Source organism: Fibrella rubiginis (assembly GCF_017353185.1).
Taxonomy (GTDB): domain Bacteria; phylum Bacteroidota; class Bacteroidia; order Cytophagales; family Spirosomataceae; genus Fibrella; species Fibrella rubiginis.
This window is the reverse complement of the sequence record NZ_JAFMYV010000011.1, coordinates 98,061-113,330: the sequence shown is the minus strand read 5'-3', so window position 1 is coordinate 113,330 and position 15,270 is coordinate 98,061. Positions and strand designations below refer to the sequence as shown.

The 15,270-nt window shown below is 55.1% G+C and carries 19 protein-coding genes; 7 read left to right on the top strand and 12 right to left on the bottom strand.

Features of this window, described 5'->3' with window-relative positions; genetic code table 11:
* Positions 1-47: 47 nt before the first annotated feature.
* Positions 48-437 carry a VOC family protein gene (locus J2I47_RS20110; RefSeq protein WP_207366403.1) on the bottom strand — a complete coding sequence of 130 codons (390 nt, stop codon included), beginning with the start codon at positions 435-437 and terminating at the stop codon, positions 48-50.
* A gap of 26 nt (positions 438-463) precedes the next feature.
* Here J2I47_RS20110 and tsaD point away from each other — a divergent pair, with 26 nt between their 5' ends.
* Genes tsaD through J2I47_RS20095 form a run of 3 tightly spaced genes read left to right on the top strand, consistent with a single transcriptional unit; the run spans position 464 to position 3,240 of the window.
* On the top strand, positions 464-1,480 hold the full coding sequence (gene tsaD / locus J2I47_RS20105; RefSeq protein ID WP_207366402.1) for a tRNA (adenosine(37)-N6)-threonylcarbamoyltransferase complex transferase subunit TsaD: 1,017 nt from the start codon (positions 464-466) through the stop codon (positions 1,478-1,480).
* A gap of 5 nt (positions 1,481-1,485) precedes the next feature.
* On the top strand, positions 1,486-2,364 hold the full coding sequence (locus J2I47_RS20100) for an MOSC domain-containing protein (protein WP_207366401.1): 879 nt from the start codon (positions 1,486-1,488) through the stop codon (positions 2,362-2,364).
* A 42-nt stretch (positions 2,365-2,406) separates the two neighbouring features.
* Positions 2,407-3,240: a hypothetical protein gene (locus J2I47_RS20095; RefSeq protein ID WP_207366400.1), complete on the top strand. Its 834-nt coding sequence runs from the start codon at positions 2,407-2,409 to the stop codon at positions 3,238-3,240.
* A 145-nt stretch (positions 3,241-3,385) separates the two neighbouring features.
* On the opposite strand, the gene J2I47_RS20090 is transcribed toward J2I47_RS20095, so the two are convergent.
* The 7 genes from J2I47_RS20090 to J2I47_RS20060 all read right to left on the bottom strand — a co-directional run bounded on the left by J2I47_RS20090 (position 3,386) and on the right by J2I47_RS20060 (position 8,257).
* Positions 3,386-3,646 carry a NifU family protein gene (locus J2I47_RS20090; protein WP_207366399.1) on the bottom strand — a complete coding sequence of 87 codons (261 nt, stop codon included), beginning with the start codon at positions 3,644-3,646 and terminating at the stop codon, positions 3,386-3,388.
* Between the two features lie 54 nt (positions 3,647-3,700).
* The gene (locus J2I47_RS20085; protein ID WP_207366398.1) at positions 3,701-4,810 is read right to left on the bottom strand and encodes an Mrp/NBP35 family ATP-binding protein; all 1,110 of its coding nucleotides are present in this window, start codon (positions 4,808-4,810) and stop codon (positions 3,701-3,703) included.
* Positions 4,811-4,920: 110 nt separating this feature from the next.
* A complete protein-coding gene (locus tag J2I47_RS20080; protein ID WP_207366397.1) occupies positions 4,921-5,910 on the bottom strand; it encodes a GSCFA domain-containing protein in 990 nt (329 codons plus the stop codon).
* Positions 5,911-5,979: 69 nt separating this feature from the next.
* A complete protein-coding gene (gene rplI / locus J2I47_RS20075) occupies positions 5,980-6,423 on the bottom strand; it encodes a 50S ribosomal protein L9 (RefSeq protein ID WP_207366396.1) in 444 nt (147 codons plus the stop codon).
* Positions 6,424-6,512: 89 nt separating this feature from the next.
* A complete protein-coding gene (gene rpsR / locus J2I47_RS20070; protein ID WP_207333892.1) occupies positions 6,513-6,764 on the bottom strand; it encodes a 30S ribosomal protein S18 in 252 nt (83 codons plus the stop codon).
* A 16-nt stretch (positions 6,765-6,780) separates the two neighbouring features.
* Positions 6,781-7,149: a 30S ribosomal protein S6 gene (rpsF, locus tag J2I47_RS20065; RefSeq protein ID WP_207366395.1), complete on the bottom strand. Its 369-nt coding sequence runs from the start codon at positions 7,147-7,149 to the stop codon at positions 6,781-6,783.
* 145 nt (positions 7,150-7,294) lie between these two features.
* A complete protein-coding gene (locus tag J2I47_RS20060; protein WP_207366394.1) occupies positions 7,295-8,257 on the bottom strand; it encodes a DUF8428 domain-containing protein in 963 nt (320 codons plus the stop codon).
* 150 nt (positions 8,258-8,407) lie between these two features.
* On the opposite strand from J2I47_RS20060, the gene J2I47_RS20055 reads away from it, so the two are divergent.
* Entirely contained in the window at positions 8,408-9,070 is a 663-nt protein-coding gene (locus tag J2I47_RS20055) for a YggS family pyridoxal phosphate-dependent enzyme (RefSeq protein WP_207366393.1), read from the top strand.
* Positions 9,071-9,177: 107 nt separating this feature from the next.
* Entirely contained in the window at positions 9,178-9,561 is a 384-nt protein-coding gene (locus tag J2I47_RS20050; RefSeq protein ID WP_207366392.1) for a DUF423 domain-containing protein, read from the top strand.
* A 40-nt stretch (positions 9,562-9,601) separates the two neighbouring features.
* On the opposite strand, the gene J2I47_RS20045 is transcribed toward J2I47_RS20050, so the two are convergent.
* Positions 9,602-10,231: an outer membrane beta-barrel protein gene (locus tag J2I47_RS20045; protein WP_207366391.1), complete on the bottom strand. Its 630-nt coding sequence runs from the start codon at positions 10,229-10,231 to the stop codon at positions 9,602-9,604.
* 54 nt (positions 10,232-10,285) lie between these two features.
* Positions 10,286-11,242, bottom strand: coding sequence for a 2-hydroxyacid dehydrogenase (locus tag J2I47_RS20040; RefSeq protein ID WP_207366390.1), 957 nt, complete (start codon positions 11,240-11,242; stop codon positions 10,286-10,288).
* 158 nt (positions 11,243-11,400) lie between these two features.
* On the opposite strand from J2I47_RS20040, the gene pdxA reads away from it, so the two are divergent.
* Both pdxA and J2I47_RS20030 read left to right on the top strand, forming a co-directional pair.
* Complete coding sequence (gene pdxA, locus J2I47_RS20035; protein ID WP_207366389.1) at positions 11,401-13,317, top strand: 4-hydroxythreonine-4-phosphate dehydrogenase PdxA; 1,917 nt, start codon at positions 11,401-11,403, stop codon at positions 13,315-13,317.
* Between the two features lie 107 nt (positions 13,318-13,424).
* Positions 13,425-14,315 carry a YicC/YloC family endoribonuclease gene (locus J2I47_RS20030; protein WP_207366388.1) on the top strand — a complete coding sequence of 297 codons (891 nt, stop codon included), beginning with the start codon at positions 13,425-13,427 and terminating at the stop codon, positions 14,313-14,315.
* Between the two features lie 99 nt (positions 14,316-14,414).
* On the opposite strand, the gene J2I47_RS20025 is transcribed toward J2I47_RS20030, so the two are convergent.
* Together J2I47_RS20025 and J2I47_RS20020 are read right to left on the bottom strand one after the other, a co-directional pair.
* On the bottom strand, positions 14,415-14,792 hold the full coding sequence (locus tag J2I47_RS20025) for a hypothetical protein (protein WP_207366387.1): 378 nt from the start codon (positions 14,790-14,792) through the stop codon (positions 14,415-14,417).
* A gap of 85 nt (positions 14,793-14,877) precedes the next feature.
* Positions 14,878-15,249, bottom strand: a complete 372-nt coding sequence (locus tag J2I47_RS20020) for a hypothetical protein (RefSeq protein ID WP_207366386.1) — start codon at positions 15,247-15,249, stop codon at positions 14,878-14,880.
* Between the last annotated feature and the right edge of the window lie 21 nt (positions 15,250-15,270).

Here is a 15,270-nt window from a genome sequence, read left to right as displayed (position 1 = left end):
TTTGTATAGCAAGCGGTCGTCCTGAGACCGCCGCCTGAGCTGGTCCACTATTTCGGCTGGATCAGGTCCCACAGATTTCCGTAGAGATCTGCGAAGACGGCTACGGTGCCATAGGGCTCTTCAACGGGTTCGCGCACAAAGCGGACGCCGTTTTGCTGGTAGAGGGTATAGTCACGCCAGAAATCGTCGGTGTTCAGGAAAAGAAATACCCGCCCGCCAGTTTGGTTGCCTATGCGGGTTTGCTGCTCGTCGCCGTCGGCCTTAGCCAGCAAGAGGCAGCATCCGTCTCCAGCCGACGGGGCCACGCGTACCCAGCGTTTGGTAGGAGAGAGGACTGTGTCTTCGACTAACACAAAATTCAGCTTGTGGGTGTAGAACGCAATAGCTTCATCGTAGTCGGCAACAACGAGCGCGAGATGGGCAAGGTGGCGAGGCATAAGGGAAAGGTCGTAATTTTGCAGAAATGAATGTACTAGCTATTGAGTCGTCCTGCGACGAAACATCGGCGGCGGTGCTGACCGACGGACAAATCCGCTCGAATATTATTGCCACCCAACTTATCCACGAACAATATGGCGGTGTAGTGCCGGAACTTGCCTCACGGGCGCATCAGCAGCATATTGTGCGGGTGGTGGATCAGGCTCTTGCCGCCGCAAAAATAGCCAAAACAGACTTGTCGGCCGTGGCGTTCACGCGGGGGCCGGGGCTATTGGGGGCCTTGCTGGTGGGTGCTTCGTTTGCCAAAGCGCTGGCCCTTGGGTTGAATATCCCGCTTATTGAAGTAAACCACATGCAGGCCCACGTACTGGCCCATTTCATTGCCGACGCCGAAAATCCCAACGCGAAAGGTCCCGGCTTTCCGTTTATATGCCTCACCGTCAGTGGTGGACACACGCAGCTGGTGCGGGTGGATGCGCCGCTGGCTATGCACGTGATTGGCCAAACGCAGGACGACGCCGTGGGCGAAGCCTTCGACAAATCGGCCAAACTGCTGGGGTTGCCCTACCCCGGCGGGCCGCTTATCGACCGGTATGCCAAGACGGGTAATCCACTGGCGTTTAAATTTCCTACCACCGAGATGCCCGGCCTGGATTTCTCCTTCAGCGGCATCAAAACGGCCATTATGTACTTCCTGCGCGACAGGACAAAGCACAACCCCACTTTTGTAGCCGACAATCTGGCCGACGTTTGTGCCAGCATTCAGCACACACTGGTGCAGATGCTGCTGACCAAGCTAAAGCGGGCTATGCAGGAAACGGGCATTAAACAGGTGGCCATTGCTGGGGGTGTTTCGGCCAACAGTGGCCTGCGCAATGCCCTCGATCAGTTGGGGCAGGAGCAGGGCTGGGACGTGTTTATTCCGAAATTTGAGTACTGTACCGACAACGCCGCCATGATTGCCATGGCGGGCTATTTCAAATACCAGCAGGGCGACTTCGTTGGTCAGGACGTTAGCCCTCTGCCCAGGATGGCGATGTAACTACTATGCTTCTAAAATCCATCCACATTTACCCCATCAAATCGCTTGGCGGCATCTCGGTGCCAGCAGCGGTTCTTGATGAGCGCGGCCTGCGCTACGACCGGCGGTATATGCTCGTGACGCCATCGGGCGATTTTATTACCCAGCGCACCTGCCACCAGATGGCCCTCATCGACGTGGCTATGAACGAAGCCGCCAACGAACTCCGCGTCTGGCACCGCCATGACCCCGCCAATGTGCTGACCCTGCCGCTGGTGCCCAACCCATCCGATGGACCTACCCATTCGGTCAACATCTGGGATAGCGAAGGCGTGTCGGCGCAACCCGTTGACCGAGAGGCTGATGACTGGTTTACAAACGCTCTCGGCAAGGCGTGCCGGCTGGTGTATATGCCCGAGAGCACCCAGCGCACAATCACGAGCAGCCACCTCCGGCCCGAAACCGTCACGGAAGAAGTAGTGAGTTTTGCCGATGGTTTCCCGATGCTCATTGCCACCGAATCATCATTGAATGAATTGAATCGGCGTCTGGACGAAAAAGCTGAAAGGCAGATGGCGATGGCTCGTTTTCGGCCCAATATGGTTGTGGAGGGCCTTTGCTGGCCACATGACGAAGACACCTGGGGTACGTTTCAGATCGGCGAAGCCACGTTATACGGTGTGAAACCGTGCAGCCGGTGCGTGCTTACCACCATTGATCCGGCCACGGGCGAAACCGGCAAAGAACCCCTGCAGACGCTGGCCCGGTACCGGTCGGCCCGCAACAAAATTCTCTTTGGCGAAAACGTAATGGTCCACCCGGCCTCCGCAGGCCAAACCATCCGCGTGGGCGACGTCATCCACATCATTGAGCGAAAAGAACCCTGGCTTCCAACTAGTTTATAGTTTTCAGTTCCACCGGTGCGGCTGAATTGAAAACTGCCTTCTATGCTTCGTCCATTTATCTACCTGAGTTTGCCCGTCGTGCTGGGCGCTGTTTTTTCCAACCGCTTTGCCGCTCGCCTGTCCGACGTTGACCCGGTTCATTGGGCCACTACGCCGCTGCTGGCCATTGTAGTCTGGGCCATCTACACCGCCGACCGCCTGCTCGACGTGCGTAAGCCACAGGCGCCTACAACGGGTCGCCATCGGTTTCACGCCGCCAACGCCGAACTGCTTTGGGGTGTGGTAGGTGGGGCGCTGGCAGTAGGGGCTATTCTGGTGTTTTTTCTGCCCGGCACCGTCGTCAGGTTCGGGGCCGTGCTGGGTGCAATCTGCGTTGTCTACGTGTTGGGCGTATCGCAAGTGCCGAACCGGAGCAATGTTTTGGTGCTGAAAGAGCCACTCGTAGCTGTGCTGTTTACGGCGGGTATCTGGGGCAGTGTGTGGGTACAGCGGGCTGAACTGGGCTGGCCTTTCAAAGCTGAAGCGGCCCTGTTTCTGGGCATCGCGTTTCAGAATATCCTGCTTTTTTCGGTTTACGAACAGCGCGAAAGCGCAGTAAATGTCGGCCCATCGCTGGCTACTTACTGGGGAGCAGCCCGTTGCGAAGCCATCCTGCGCTGGCTGGCATTTGTGATCGTGGCTGGTGCGCTTATGGTCTGTTTCACTGCCGACGATTCGGGCGGTGGGGCGCGGTTTACGCAACGGTCATCGCTGATGCTGGCCATCATGGGCCTGGTGCTCTACGCTATTCAGCGCTACCCCGGCTACTTCGGTCGCCAGGGCCGGTACCGCTTCTTCGCCGATGCCGTTTTCTGGCTACCGGTCTTGGTGCTTTAAGGGGTAGTTTAATGTTTGAGGTTTAAGGTCTAACGTTGCTTCGCGCTTGCATCCCTTCGACTAGGCGTCCCCAACAGGCTCAGGGCACGTAACGCGAAGCCATAAAGCGCGAAGCAACGTTAGACCTTAAACCTCAAACATTAAACTATTTTAGCGTAAGGTTTACCGCCTCTACGCGGGTCACTTCGGGGACGGCGCGGAGGATGGCTTCTTCCAGACCACCTTTGAACGTCATGGCCGACATGGGGCAACTGCCGCACGAGCCGAGCAGTTCGAGCCGTACCACGCCCTCATCAGACACATCAAGAACTTTCACATTGCCGCCGTCGGTAGCCAAATAGGGCCTCATGCTGTCGAGGGCCTTGTCGACGCGGTCAATCAGCGGGAGTGAGTTGGCAACAAGCATAAATAGAGTTGGGAGAGCTAGCTCTAGTAAAGATACAAAAAATCGTGACCAGCCCTACACCCGTGTGAACTCAACGCGTTTGGTCTGGTCCTGCGTAGCATTACGAATGGCCACGCGACGGGCCAGCGATTCTGCCGCCCCCCGGAAGGCTTCTGCCGCAATGGGCTCGCCCGATACAATGGCCGGTTTACCTTCGTCGCCCGCCTCGCGGATGCTTTGCACCAGCGGAATCTGACCCAGCAGCGGCACGTCGAACCGTTCAGATAGCTGCTGCGCACCGCCACTGCCGAAAATAAAATATTGATGATCAGGCAGTTCGGCGGGTGTGAAATAAGCCATGTTCTCCACAATGCCCAGCACCGGCACGTTGATCTGCGGCTGCCGGAACATGGTCAGTCCTTTAATGGCGTCGGCAATGGCCACTTTCTGCGGCGTCGTCACAATGATTGCCCCTGTTACCGGCACGGTCTGCACCAATGACAAATGGATGTCGCCGGTGCCGGGGGGGAGGTCAATGAGCAGGTAGTCTAGTTCGCCCCATTCGGTGTCGGAGAAAAACTGTTGCAACGCCCGGCTAGCCACCGGTCCGCGCCAGAGCATGGCCTGATCGGGTGGCACCAGAAAACCAATTGACATCAGCTTAATGCCAAACTGCTGGATGGGTTGCAGCCGGTTTTGCCCGTCAATCTGAACAATCTGCGGCTGCATGTCTTCGGCCCCGAACATGACCGGGATGGATGGCCCGTAGATGTCGGCGTCGATGATGCCCACTTTCGCGCCCGATTTGTGGAGCGCAATAGCCAGGTTAGCCGTTACCGTCGACTTACCCACGCCGCCTTTACCAGACGCCACAGCAATGATGTTTTTCACCCCCGGCAGCAACGGTGCGCTGTCACGGGTCGAGGTCACGTTGGCCGTCATGTCGATCTGCACGGTCACTTCGGGGCCAATATGCTCATGGATGGCCGCCTCGCAACGTTGCCGGATCAGCTCTTTCAATGGGCAGGCGGGCGTAGTGAGTACCACCGTAAACCGCACTGAATCGACGCCCAGCACAATATTGTTTACCATCCCCAGCGACACGATGTCGCGTTTGAGGTCGGGTTCTTCCACATGCCCCAGGGCTGCCAGAACCGTTTGTTCGGTGAGTTTATAGCTTGACATAAGGAGAGATTAATGTTTAATGGTCAAGGTTTAAGGTTGCTTCGTTGGGTGGTCGGGAAGTCCCTCGCCCGCCGTACACCGATCAGCGAAGCAGCCTTAAACTTTGACTATTAAACATTGGACTTATTTTCCAAACGCGATTGCACTTCAGCCCGTTCGGTGGTGGTGTCAATAGCGGCGGGTAAAGCCTGAATTTTAGCCAGGAGATTAGTTAAAAACTGACGATATGCTGCCGTGTTTCCGTGCAAAGGCCGGTGCGCCAGCCCTTGCCGTATCTGACTCCACTCCTTAACAAAAGCACGGAGCTCCTGGGAGAAAGCTGACTCGGCAAACTTCCCGAACACGTAGTCATGCGCCTGCACGTTGGGATGAATCAGGTCGGCTTCGTAGAAACGGTAGTCGCGCAGATCGTCGAGCACGAGTTCGTAAGCCGGGAAATAATACGTCTGGGAAGCTGGCAGGGAGACTTCAGCGCAGATTGTACGCAGCAGGGCCTTGCTGGCACCGTTGAGCGTAAGCCCGTCGCGCACGTGCCGAACCGGGCTTACCGTCAGCACCACCCGCAGATTGGGATTATGGGTCCGTAGCAGAGTCAGCAATTGGGTCAGGCTATCCCGTACCTCGTTAATCGGGCAAAGAAACTTGTCGAAATTAACCTGTGGCATTTTATGGCAGTTGGCTACTACCTGTCCCGATTCCTTATGCCGATACACCACCGCCGACCCCAGCGTGAGCAATAGCCAGTTGGCCTTACGCAATGCCCGGGCTACCTCAACCAGTATGCCCGACAGCCTGTCTGTCAATTCGTTACGGGACTTCGCCCAGAACGATGAATGAAAATCGTAATGAAACCACAGCCCATCACGCTCCACATACAGCAACTCGTCGGGTGCGCCATCCGTCAGCGCCAGTGTCAGCAACTTACTGATCGAGAGCGGGTTGAACAACGTGCCCAGCGGGTTAACCGCCGTAGCCAGTTTGCTGTCGGCCAGACGTTGCCCCATTACCTCCGCAAAACACGACCCGATGGTCACAATCCGGTCGGTCAGTTGCAGGGCAACGGGCAGTTCGTCGGGCGTTAGTTCGGTATGAAAGAGCATGGGCGATCAAACAAAAAGCCAACTCAGAGTTACCTAAGCTGGCTTTTTGCTAAAAATAAGGGTCGCAGACTATTCAGCCGCCACCACGTCTACCGTTACCTGGTGCTTCACTTCTTTGTGAAGGTCGATGGTAGCCTGGTATTCGCCGAGGGTTTTCACGTCGTCGATGGTGATTTTCTTCCGGTCGATGTCGAAGCCTTTCTCGCGAAGCGCATCGGCAATCTGCGTGTTGGTTACGCGGCCGAAGATTTTGCCACTCTCACCGGCTTTCGCCATGATGGTGATTTTGGTATCGCCCAACTGTTCGGCCAACGCAACGGCGTCGTTCTTCAGTTTTTCCACTTTGTGAGCGGCCTGACGAATGTTTTCGGCAACAATCTTCTTATTTGACGGCGTTGCCATCATGGCAAAGCCCTGCGGGATCAGGTAGTTACGACCATAGCCGGGTTTCACCTCGACCGTATCGTTCTTATAGCCCAACCCGGTAATATCGGTTTTGAGAATGATTTCCATTGGGAAAACAAGGTTTGTTTGTTCAATGGTTTGCTTGCTTGTCTGCTACAACCTTAGTTGAACAAACGAACAGACAAACGAACGAACAATTATTTAAGTGAATCGGCTACGAATGGGAGCAAAGCCAGGTGACGGGCGCGTTTTACGGCCACGGCCACTTTGCGCTGATACTTCAGGCTGGTGCCCGTCAAACGCCGGGGCAGAATGCGGCCCTGGTCGTTGAGCAACTTCAGCAGGAAGTTAGGGTCTTTGTAGTCGATGTACTTAATCCCCGCTTTCTTAAAACGGCAGTACTTCTTGCGGACTTCGCCGCTATTCATTGATTCGTTCTGGAGGCTCATGGTTGTTTTGCGCCGGTTACCGGGCGTCTGCTGTTTCTGTTTTTTTCTTACCGACCAAACCGTTCTTCTTGCGGTCGTTGTAATCGATGGCGTGTTTGTCTAACACCGTCGTCAAATCGCGCAGGATACGCTCGTCACGGAGATACTCGATGTTGAGTTTCGCGATCAGCGTAGGATCACATTTAAACTCGAATACCTGATAGTAGCCCGTATTCTTGTTTTTGATCGGGTAAGCCAGTTTGCGCAAACCCATGCTGTATTCGTGAACAAGCTCGGCCCCGTTATCAGTAAGCAGGGTGCGATACTTGTCGACGGCGTCCTTTATCTGTTGTTCAGATAAAACGGGTGTCAGGATGAACACCGTCTCGTAGTTCTTTTGGAACATGATAAACTAATTTGTTTTAAAATGAGGGCGCAAAGGTAGGAAAAAAGGTTTAAAGTTAAAAGTCCAAGGTTTAACGTTGCTCCGCGTGCGGTACTCATCGCGGAGCAACGTTAAACCTTGGACTTTTAACTTTAAACCTTTTTTCCTATTTCACTGTAAACTCGCCTTGCCCGATGCGGAAGCCTTCGGAATAGATCTCGATGGTGTGGCGGCCTTCGTTGAAACGCTGCCCGCCCCGGCCATAAATAAACGACACCTGCTGGCCCGTATTGTCGTAGTCAATGCGCTGCATGGCCGTGTAAACCATGTCTTTGTTGGCATACGTAAACTCACCCGACCCCGTAGCCATGTCGGAGATAACGGCACCGGAGGGGTCTAGAATGCGGAGGTAGATGTCTTTGGCGTTTTGCTCGGTGAGGGGGTTCTGCGGCAGGCGGAACGTTACTTTTATTTTGTCGAGCCGCTTGGCTTTGTAGCTGCCACCATCTTTTTCCTTGCCTCTGGCGTTAAGGGCCGTTACCATAATATCGTCGGCATGGAGAGCGGCGGCTACGGTAACTTTGTCGGCGAGTTCACGGTTCTGGGCTTTCACCTGCCGGGTTTGGCTGGCATAGCTCTCTACCGTGTCGACAAGGGTTTTTCGCTCGGTTCGCAACGTGGTATTCTCGTTTTTAAGAATGGCGTTGTCTTCGTTCAGAATACCGTTTTCCTCGCGTAATCGGGCTATTTCGGCGTCTTTTTCGGCCAGCAGGTTTTGATACCGGTTAATCTTTTGCTGATAAGCCCGTCCGTCGAAATTCGATACATCGCGGAGCTTGATGCGATCACTTTCAATCTGTTCCTTTACTTTCAATAGTGAGTCGATACTACCGCCAAGCTGCTGAATTTCGGCAATTTTGGCATCGAGCTGACCGGCAATGGAATCGAGTTTCATTTTTGTCACCAGCACCTCTTCGGTCTTGGCGGCAATGGTGGCGTCTTTGGTTTTATTGTTTTCTTTTTCCTGGTACCAGAAATACAACAACATCACGTTGAGAGCGGCCAGGGCCAGTAAGGCGATGATGAGAAAATTACGGCTACTATTTTGTTTTACGGGTCTTTGTTCCATAACAGGATACGTGGAGATGCGGTTAGACTGGAAACGGTAACCCGCTCAAATTGGTATAAAACCGTGCTGGTTTGGCCCGTTGGTGCTGAAAAACTACGCCATTCTGCCTATAACTCAAACCCTACTGCCCACATTCTTCCCAAACGGCAAATGTCCATTTCTGAATCCATTGCCCACATTGAGGCGCAACTGGCTGGTCGCGCTACGTTGACTGCCGTCACTAAAACCAAACCCATACCGCTGCTGCAGGAGGCCTATGCTGCCGGATGCCGCCATTTCGGTGAAAACAGGGTGCAGGAAATGGCCGAGAAACAGCCGCTGCTTCCCGCCGATGTGCAATGGCACCAGATTGGTCACCTGCAAACCAACAAAGTCAAATACATTGCCCCGTTTGTGGCCCTGATCGAGTCGGTCGACAGCCTGAAATTGCTGGAAGAGATTGACAAACAGGCCCGCAAACAGGCCCGGGTCATTGAGTGCCTGCTCCAGATCTTCATAGCCCAGGAAGAGACCAAGTTTGGTTTTTCGCCCGAAGAGGCCATTGACCTGCTCCAGTCGCCCGCCCTCGACGCGCTGCAGCATATTCGTATTGTGGGCCTGATGGGCATCGCCACCAACACCGATGATCAGGCGCAGATCAGGTATGAATTCAGTGGGCTAAAGCAACTCTACGATGCGCTCAAGCCTGTTCAGCGACCTAATGTGGCCTTCCGCGAACTGTCGATGGGTATGAGCAGCGATTACCTCATCGCCCTAGAAGAAGGCAGCACCATGGTGCGCGTGGGCAGTGCTATCTTCGGCAGTAGAAACTAAATTAGTGATGAGTGGTTAGCGGTAAGTGATGAGTTTGCTTCTGCCTGTTTAGTGCCCTCGCGCAAGCAAACTCATTACTTACCACTAACCACTCATTGCTACGTTTTATGTACAAATTCTTTCTTCAGGCCGGGGCGTTGCTGGGCCTTATCGGGGTGGCCATTGGTGCATTTGGCGCTCATGGGCTGCGGGCCAAACTCACGGCAGCGGGCCGGATGGATACGTTCGAAACGGCAGTCAAATACCAGTTCTACCACGCGCTGGCACTGGTGCTGGTGGGTATCCTCATGCAGCAACTGGCCAATAATCCCGATGCGGTAAAATACCTCGGCTGGTCGGGGTACGGCTTCCTTATAGGTGTGCTCATTTTTTCAGGTTCCTTATATGTACTGTGCCTAACTGGCGTTACGTGGCTGGGAGCCATCACACCCCTTGGTGGCCTGTTTATGATTGCCGGCTGGGCGTTGCTGTTTTGGGCGGTGAAGGGATAGGGAATGTGATTGCCCTTACGTCAGCCCTATTACCCATCCTTCACTGCCCTCTCCCCGGCAGGAAAATGTTAAACCCAACGCCGAGGGTGAACGAGTTACCGCCCAAGCTGCCGAGGATATTGGCATTGCTCGAACCAAGGAGCATGGCGGGATTACTCTTATCGAAGTCACCACTATACATGCCAGCCACGTCCAGGCTGATATGGCGATTTAGAAAAAAAGCTACCCCCAGACTGAGGTTATAGCCAATACCGCTGTTGTTGCTGTCGCTAAATGTCTGTGTGCCTGATTTGCTGCTGACGCTGGTAGTAGCATACGTCAGTCCACCGCCGAGGTAAGGGCGCGTCATGCCACTGTTGAGGTATTGCCGGATGAATGGTGCCAGGCCAAGCTGAAAAATAGATGTCTTCGTGCTGTTAGTACCGCCGAGTTGAGGGCCACTGGTGTAGCTTAGTAGGTAGATAGGTACGCCAATGCCCACTACAGTCCTGTCGCTCACCAACCAGCCTACCGTAGGCGATAGCTGCCCGGATACTAAATCGCCTCCGCTGGCCGAGCGAAAATTGATATTTGCCACTTGCGCCCCTACCAGCCGGTCGCCTTTCATAGCTTGACTGTACCCTGCCAGACTTAAGGCGCAAAAGGCCATGGTTACTATGCCATTCTTCATAAAATGATAGTTTAGATGAATTGACAAGTAACGACAAAGTTGACATGTATCTCATCAACTATCTATTGAGCGTAGAGCAGCTACTAATTGCTCTACCAGCACTTCATTAATGCGAACATAGCTTTCGTGGGTCCAGCCGGCGATGTGGGGGGTCATGATAACCCGATCCGACTGGCGGAGGTAGTCGAAGTTGGCCTGCTGAGTGGGGGTAAGCGTCTTGAGCTTCTCATTCTCCTGCACATCCAGACAGGCCCCGCGTACCTTACCCGATTGCAGTCCTGCCACCACCGCCGACAGCGAAACCACCTCACCCCGGGAAGCATTGACCAGAAAAAATGGGTTGCCCATCTGTGCCACAAAATCGGGGTTGATCCACTGCCGCGTATCGTCGGTAAGGGGTATATGGAGGCTGAGCACATCGGCTTCGGCCATGATCTGGGCTACGGTGGATTCCTGAGCGTATGAATCGGAATAGTTGGTGCGAAACTTGTCGTAGGCCAGCACCCGGCAACCAAAACCACTTAGGCGGCGGGCGGTGGCCTGCCCGTTGTTGCCGTAGCCAAACAGACCCACGGTTTTGCCCATCAGCTCGATGCCCCGGTTGCCTTCACGGTCCCAAACGCCCTGCCGCACTTCACGGTCGGCTTTCACAATGTTGTTAAACAGGGCCAGCAACATACCCAGCACATGTTCAGCTACGGCGTCGCGGTTGCCGGTGCCCGCGTGAAACACCCGAATGCCCCGGCTGTCGGCGGCCTCCATGTCGATCAGGTCGAGCCCGGCCCCGGCCCGGCCAATGTAGTGTAGGTTGGGGGCGGCGGCCAGCATTTGCGCATCTACGGTGGTTTTGCTGCGAATAATCAGGCCTTCGTAGGGGGCGAGAGTGCTCAGCAAGCCCGCCCGGTCAATAGTGGGCTGGTAGGTGTATGTAAACCCCGCTTTGTCGAGCATGGCGAAGAGCGAGGGGTGCATTTCATCAGCAATCAGAATAGCGGCTGGCGGCGTGTGCATGGGTGGAAGTTTGTAACTTGCAACGACAAGTAGAAGAATCGATACGTAATAACCAAGCCGCATTGCCAGAATTCAGGAATGGCCACAAGCGCTATTCTATCCACTGGTTTTGCACCCGCAGCCAGCCCCACCCGCGTGGTTGTTGCGCAATACAGGTAATGGAAGAACAAACAAACCCAACAAGCCGTCCGGGCGGTGATGGCCCCGACAAGCGTGCTGAGAATAGGGAAGAACGGCCCGGAGGCGAGCGGACGGGCAGTGGGCGAAACCGCAATCGTAACCGAAACCGGGGCCGCGACCGTAACCGCGACCGGCAGCCACAGGCCGAACGGGCCGATGGTGGAAGCGCCGAAGCCACTGACAACGTAGACGGTTTAGCCGATGCCCTCATCGCTCCGGCTCCCCGCCCGCCCCGTGATAACGCCGCCCGGCCAGATCGTCCACCTCGTGACAATACTGAGCGTGGTGACCGCCCGCCCCGCGACAACGCTGAACGGCAGGAACGCCCGCCCCGCGAACCCCGCCAGCCGCAAGGTGAGCGTGGTGGTCAGGATCGGCCACCGGCTGACCGGCAGCGCGATGGCCGTAACGAACGTGGCGGACAAGAACGTAACCGCGACCGTGACCGGCAATTCGCTGATCGTCAGCGCGACAACCGGAACGAACGTTCGGCTCCGGAACGTCCCGTGCGCGTGGCCTCGCCTGATTTCTATATCGACAAAGACGATGACATCGACCCCGCTGACGGTCGGCCGCTTGGCCGGGTGCAGGGCGGTTCGGTGTTTGAGCAGTATGACGACGAGCCTGCCCGCATGACCCCTGCGCCCCTGCCTGCCTTGTCGGAGCAGGAGCGGCTGGTGATCGGCATTACCCTTGGCGACTACAATGGCGTAGGGCCTGAGGTGATTCTTAAAGCCCTGCAAAACAACCAGTTGCTGCGTATCTGTACGCCCATCATCTACGGGTCTATGCGCGTGCTGAACCGGTACCGGAACCTGCTGAACATGAAAGACTGGACGCTCAACGGCATTCAGCAGGCGTCGCAGGCGAGCCATAAGCACACCAATGTGATCACTTGCTTCAGCGAAACAATTCCCGTTCCGGTACCCGTTGTGGCTGCTAAGACAGCCCCCGCGGCTGTGGCTGAACCTGTTGCGGCTACCGAAACAACCGCACCAGAAACGGAGGCTGTGGAGGCAGCTGAGCCAGATAAGCCAGCAGACGCTGTTGCCGAAAACGAACCTGTTTCAACGGCTGCACCCACGCCAACACCAGCCGCAACACCACAGCCAATTGATATTCAGCCGGGTAAGGTAACCCCCGAAGCCGGTGCCGCTGCGTTGGCCTGCCTGAACCGGGCTGTAGAGGATCTGAAAGCCGGACACCTGCACGCCATTGTAACAGCACCCATCAACAAGCATAATATTCAGTCGGCAGCGTTTACGTTTCCGGGGCATACCGAATACCTGGCCAACGCCTTTGGTGTACCCGACGACCTGATGTTTATGGTCAGCGAAAACCTTAAAATCGGGGTGGTTACAGGCCATGTGCCGTTGGGTAAAGTGCGGCAGTACATCACCAAACCGGCTATTCAAACCAAACTCGATTTCATGTTTCAGTCGCTGAAGCAGGATTTTGGCATTGGCCGGCCGAAGATTGCGGTACTGGGACTAAACCCCCACGCGGGCGAAAACGGGCTGATAGGTCACGAAGAAAAAGACATCATCACTCCCCTGATCAATGAGATGCGCAAGAAAGGCGAACTGCTCTACGGCCCTTTCCCCGCCGACGGTTTCTTTGGCACGCGCTCTTACCGGAAATACGACGCCGTACTGGCCATGTACCACGATCAGGGCCTGATTCCGTTCAAAGCCATTGCCTTTGAAGAGGGCGTCAACTTCACGGCGGGGTTACCCATTGTGCGTACCTCGCCCGACCACGGCACCGCCTACGATATTGCCGGTAAAGGCCTTGCCGACGAAACATCCATGATTCAGGCCATCTATACCGCCGTCGACGTGGCCCGTCGCCGCAAAGAATACCAGGAACTAGCCGCAAACGCACTTAAAAAATAAGTCGATAGTCGTCAGTCGATAGCCAAGAGTCGGCTTCCGCACAAATAGGCTTGCAGAAGCCGACTCTTGACTATCGACTGACGACTATCGACTATCGACTCTCTTTTATGCTAACATCAATGACCGGCTTCGGCACGGCAACAGTTGAGGCGAACGGCCTGTCGGCCACCGCTGAAGTAAAAACACTGAATTCCAAGTTTTTAGACATTTTCTGTCGCCTGCCACGCGGGTTTTCCGACCGTGAAATCGAGGTGCGTAACCTGCTGACGCAACGCCTGGAGCGCGGCAAAGTTGAGTTCAACCTGAGCGTAACCCGCACCGCCGACGTGCGCCCCACCGTGACCGTGAACCGGCCGTTGATTCAGGCCTACATTCGGGATCTTGACCAGAGTGCAACTGAGTCAGGGATGGTTGTGTCGGCAGAAACGATTTTTAAAATGGCCCTTGGCATGCCCAATGCGTATCTGAGCGAAAGCAACAGCCAAACAGACACCGCGCAGGAAGACTGGGCCGCTGTACAGGAGGCTATCAACCAGGCCATTGCTGGTTGCCAGGAGTTTCGGCGGCAGGAGGGTGCTTCGCTGGAAAGCAAGCTTACTGAATACATTCAAAACATCACCGCCCGCCTCGCCGACGTGGAGACGCAGGATGCCGAACGTATTCCCGCCGTGCGTGAACGGATGCGCGCTGGCGTGACGGAACTGCTTGGCAACGAAGATTTCGACCGTAACCGGTTTGAGCAGGAGCTAGTCTATTACGTGGAAAAACTGGACATCTCGGAAGAAAAAGTGCGGCTGAAGAACCACCTGGGCTACTTCATGGAAGTGCTGGAATCGGCGGAGGCAAACGGAAAGAAACTGAACTTCATTGCCCAGGAAATTGGCCGCGAGATCAACACCATCGGCTCCAAAGCCAATGACGCCACCGTGCAGCGGTTTGTGGTGCAGATGAAAGACGAACTGGAGAAGATTAAAGAGCAGACCATGAACGTGATCTAGGCTTTTTGAGAAACAGTAGGATAAAACAAACGTGTCAGCTCAGCAATGGTGCACCATTGCTGAGCTGACACGTTTGTTTTCTGTAGCTGGCGGCCTTACCTATTTCAACTGCACCATAATGCTCGTTAACCGCACATTCCGGGCCTTGTAAGCGTCCATCGGTACGTCGGTCGGGCCGGGATGGCTGATCTGTGTTTTGTCGGCCAGCAGTTCGCCGCTGAACAGAACCGGCAGGCCATCGCGATTGGTAGCCCCATAGTCAAACGCCTGCTTCTGCATTGCCTCTGTCAGGTTGATGGGGTATAAGACTGAATCGGCGGCGGTGGTGGGCAGAGCGAGCACATACTGATAGCAACCCCGTGAACACACCTCAACCCTTAGTTTTGCCGATTGGCTGGTTAAACTGGGCGTCACGTCGGGAGTAGCGCAACGGGCAAGGAGGGCTACGGCGGCAAGGAGACTGATTATCGTTTTCATACGGCTAGCTGGTTGGTACAACAAAGACTCTCGGATAAGTCGAGTGGTTGGAAAATACGGTTATTTCCCCAACCTGCCGTTTCTTTCATTGCCTTTTAATGGCCGTGATCTGCACGTTCTGGGCCTGATAATGGGCTTCAGGCACGTCGGCAGCGCCGGGTTTTTTAACCTGGGTCTTCTGCTTCATCAACTTCCCGCTGAACAGGACGGGCAAACCGGCCGGGTTGTTCATGCCAAAATTCAGGGCCTGCTGCTGCATATCGTCGGACAGGTTGGTGGGGTACAAAACGGCGTTTGGAGCTGGTTTGGGCAGTTTCAGCACATACTGGTAGCACCCCCGGCCACACACTTCCACCACCAGCAGGGCGGGTTTATTCACAAAATCGGGTTTGGGTTTCGGCGTGGCCGCGAGCGGGCCAATGGTAGCGGCAAGCAACAATGTCAGTATCATTTTCATGCTTTTTAAGGTTAATAGTCT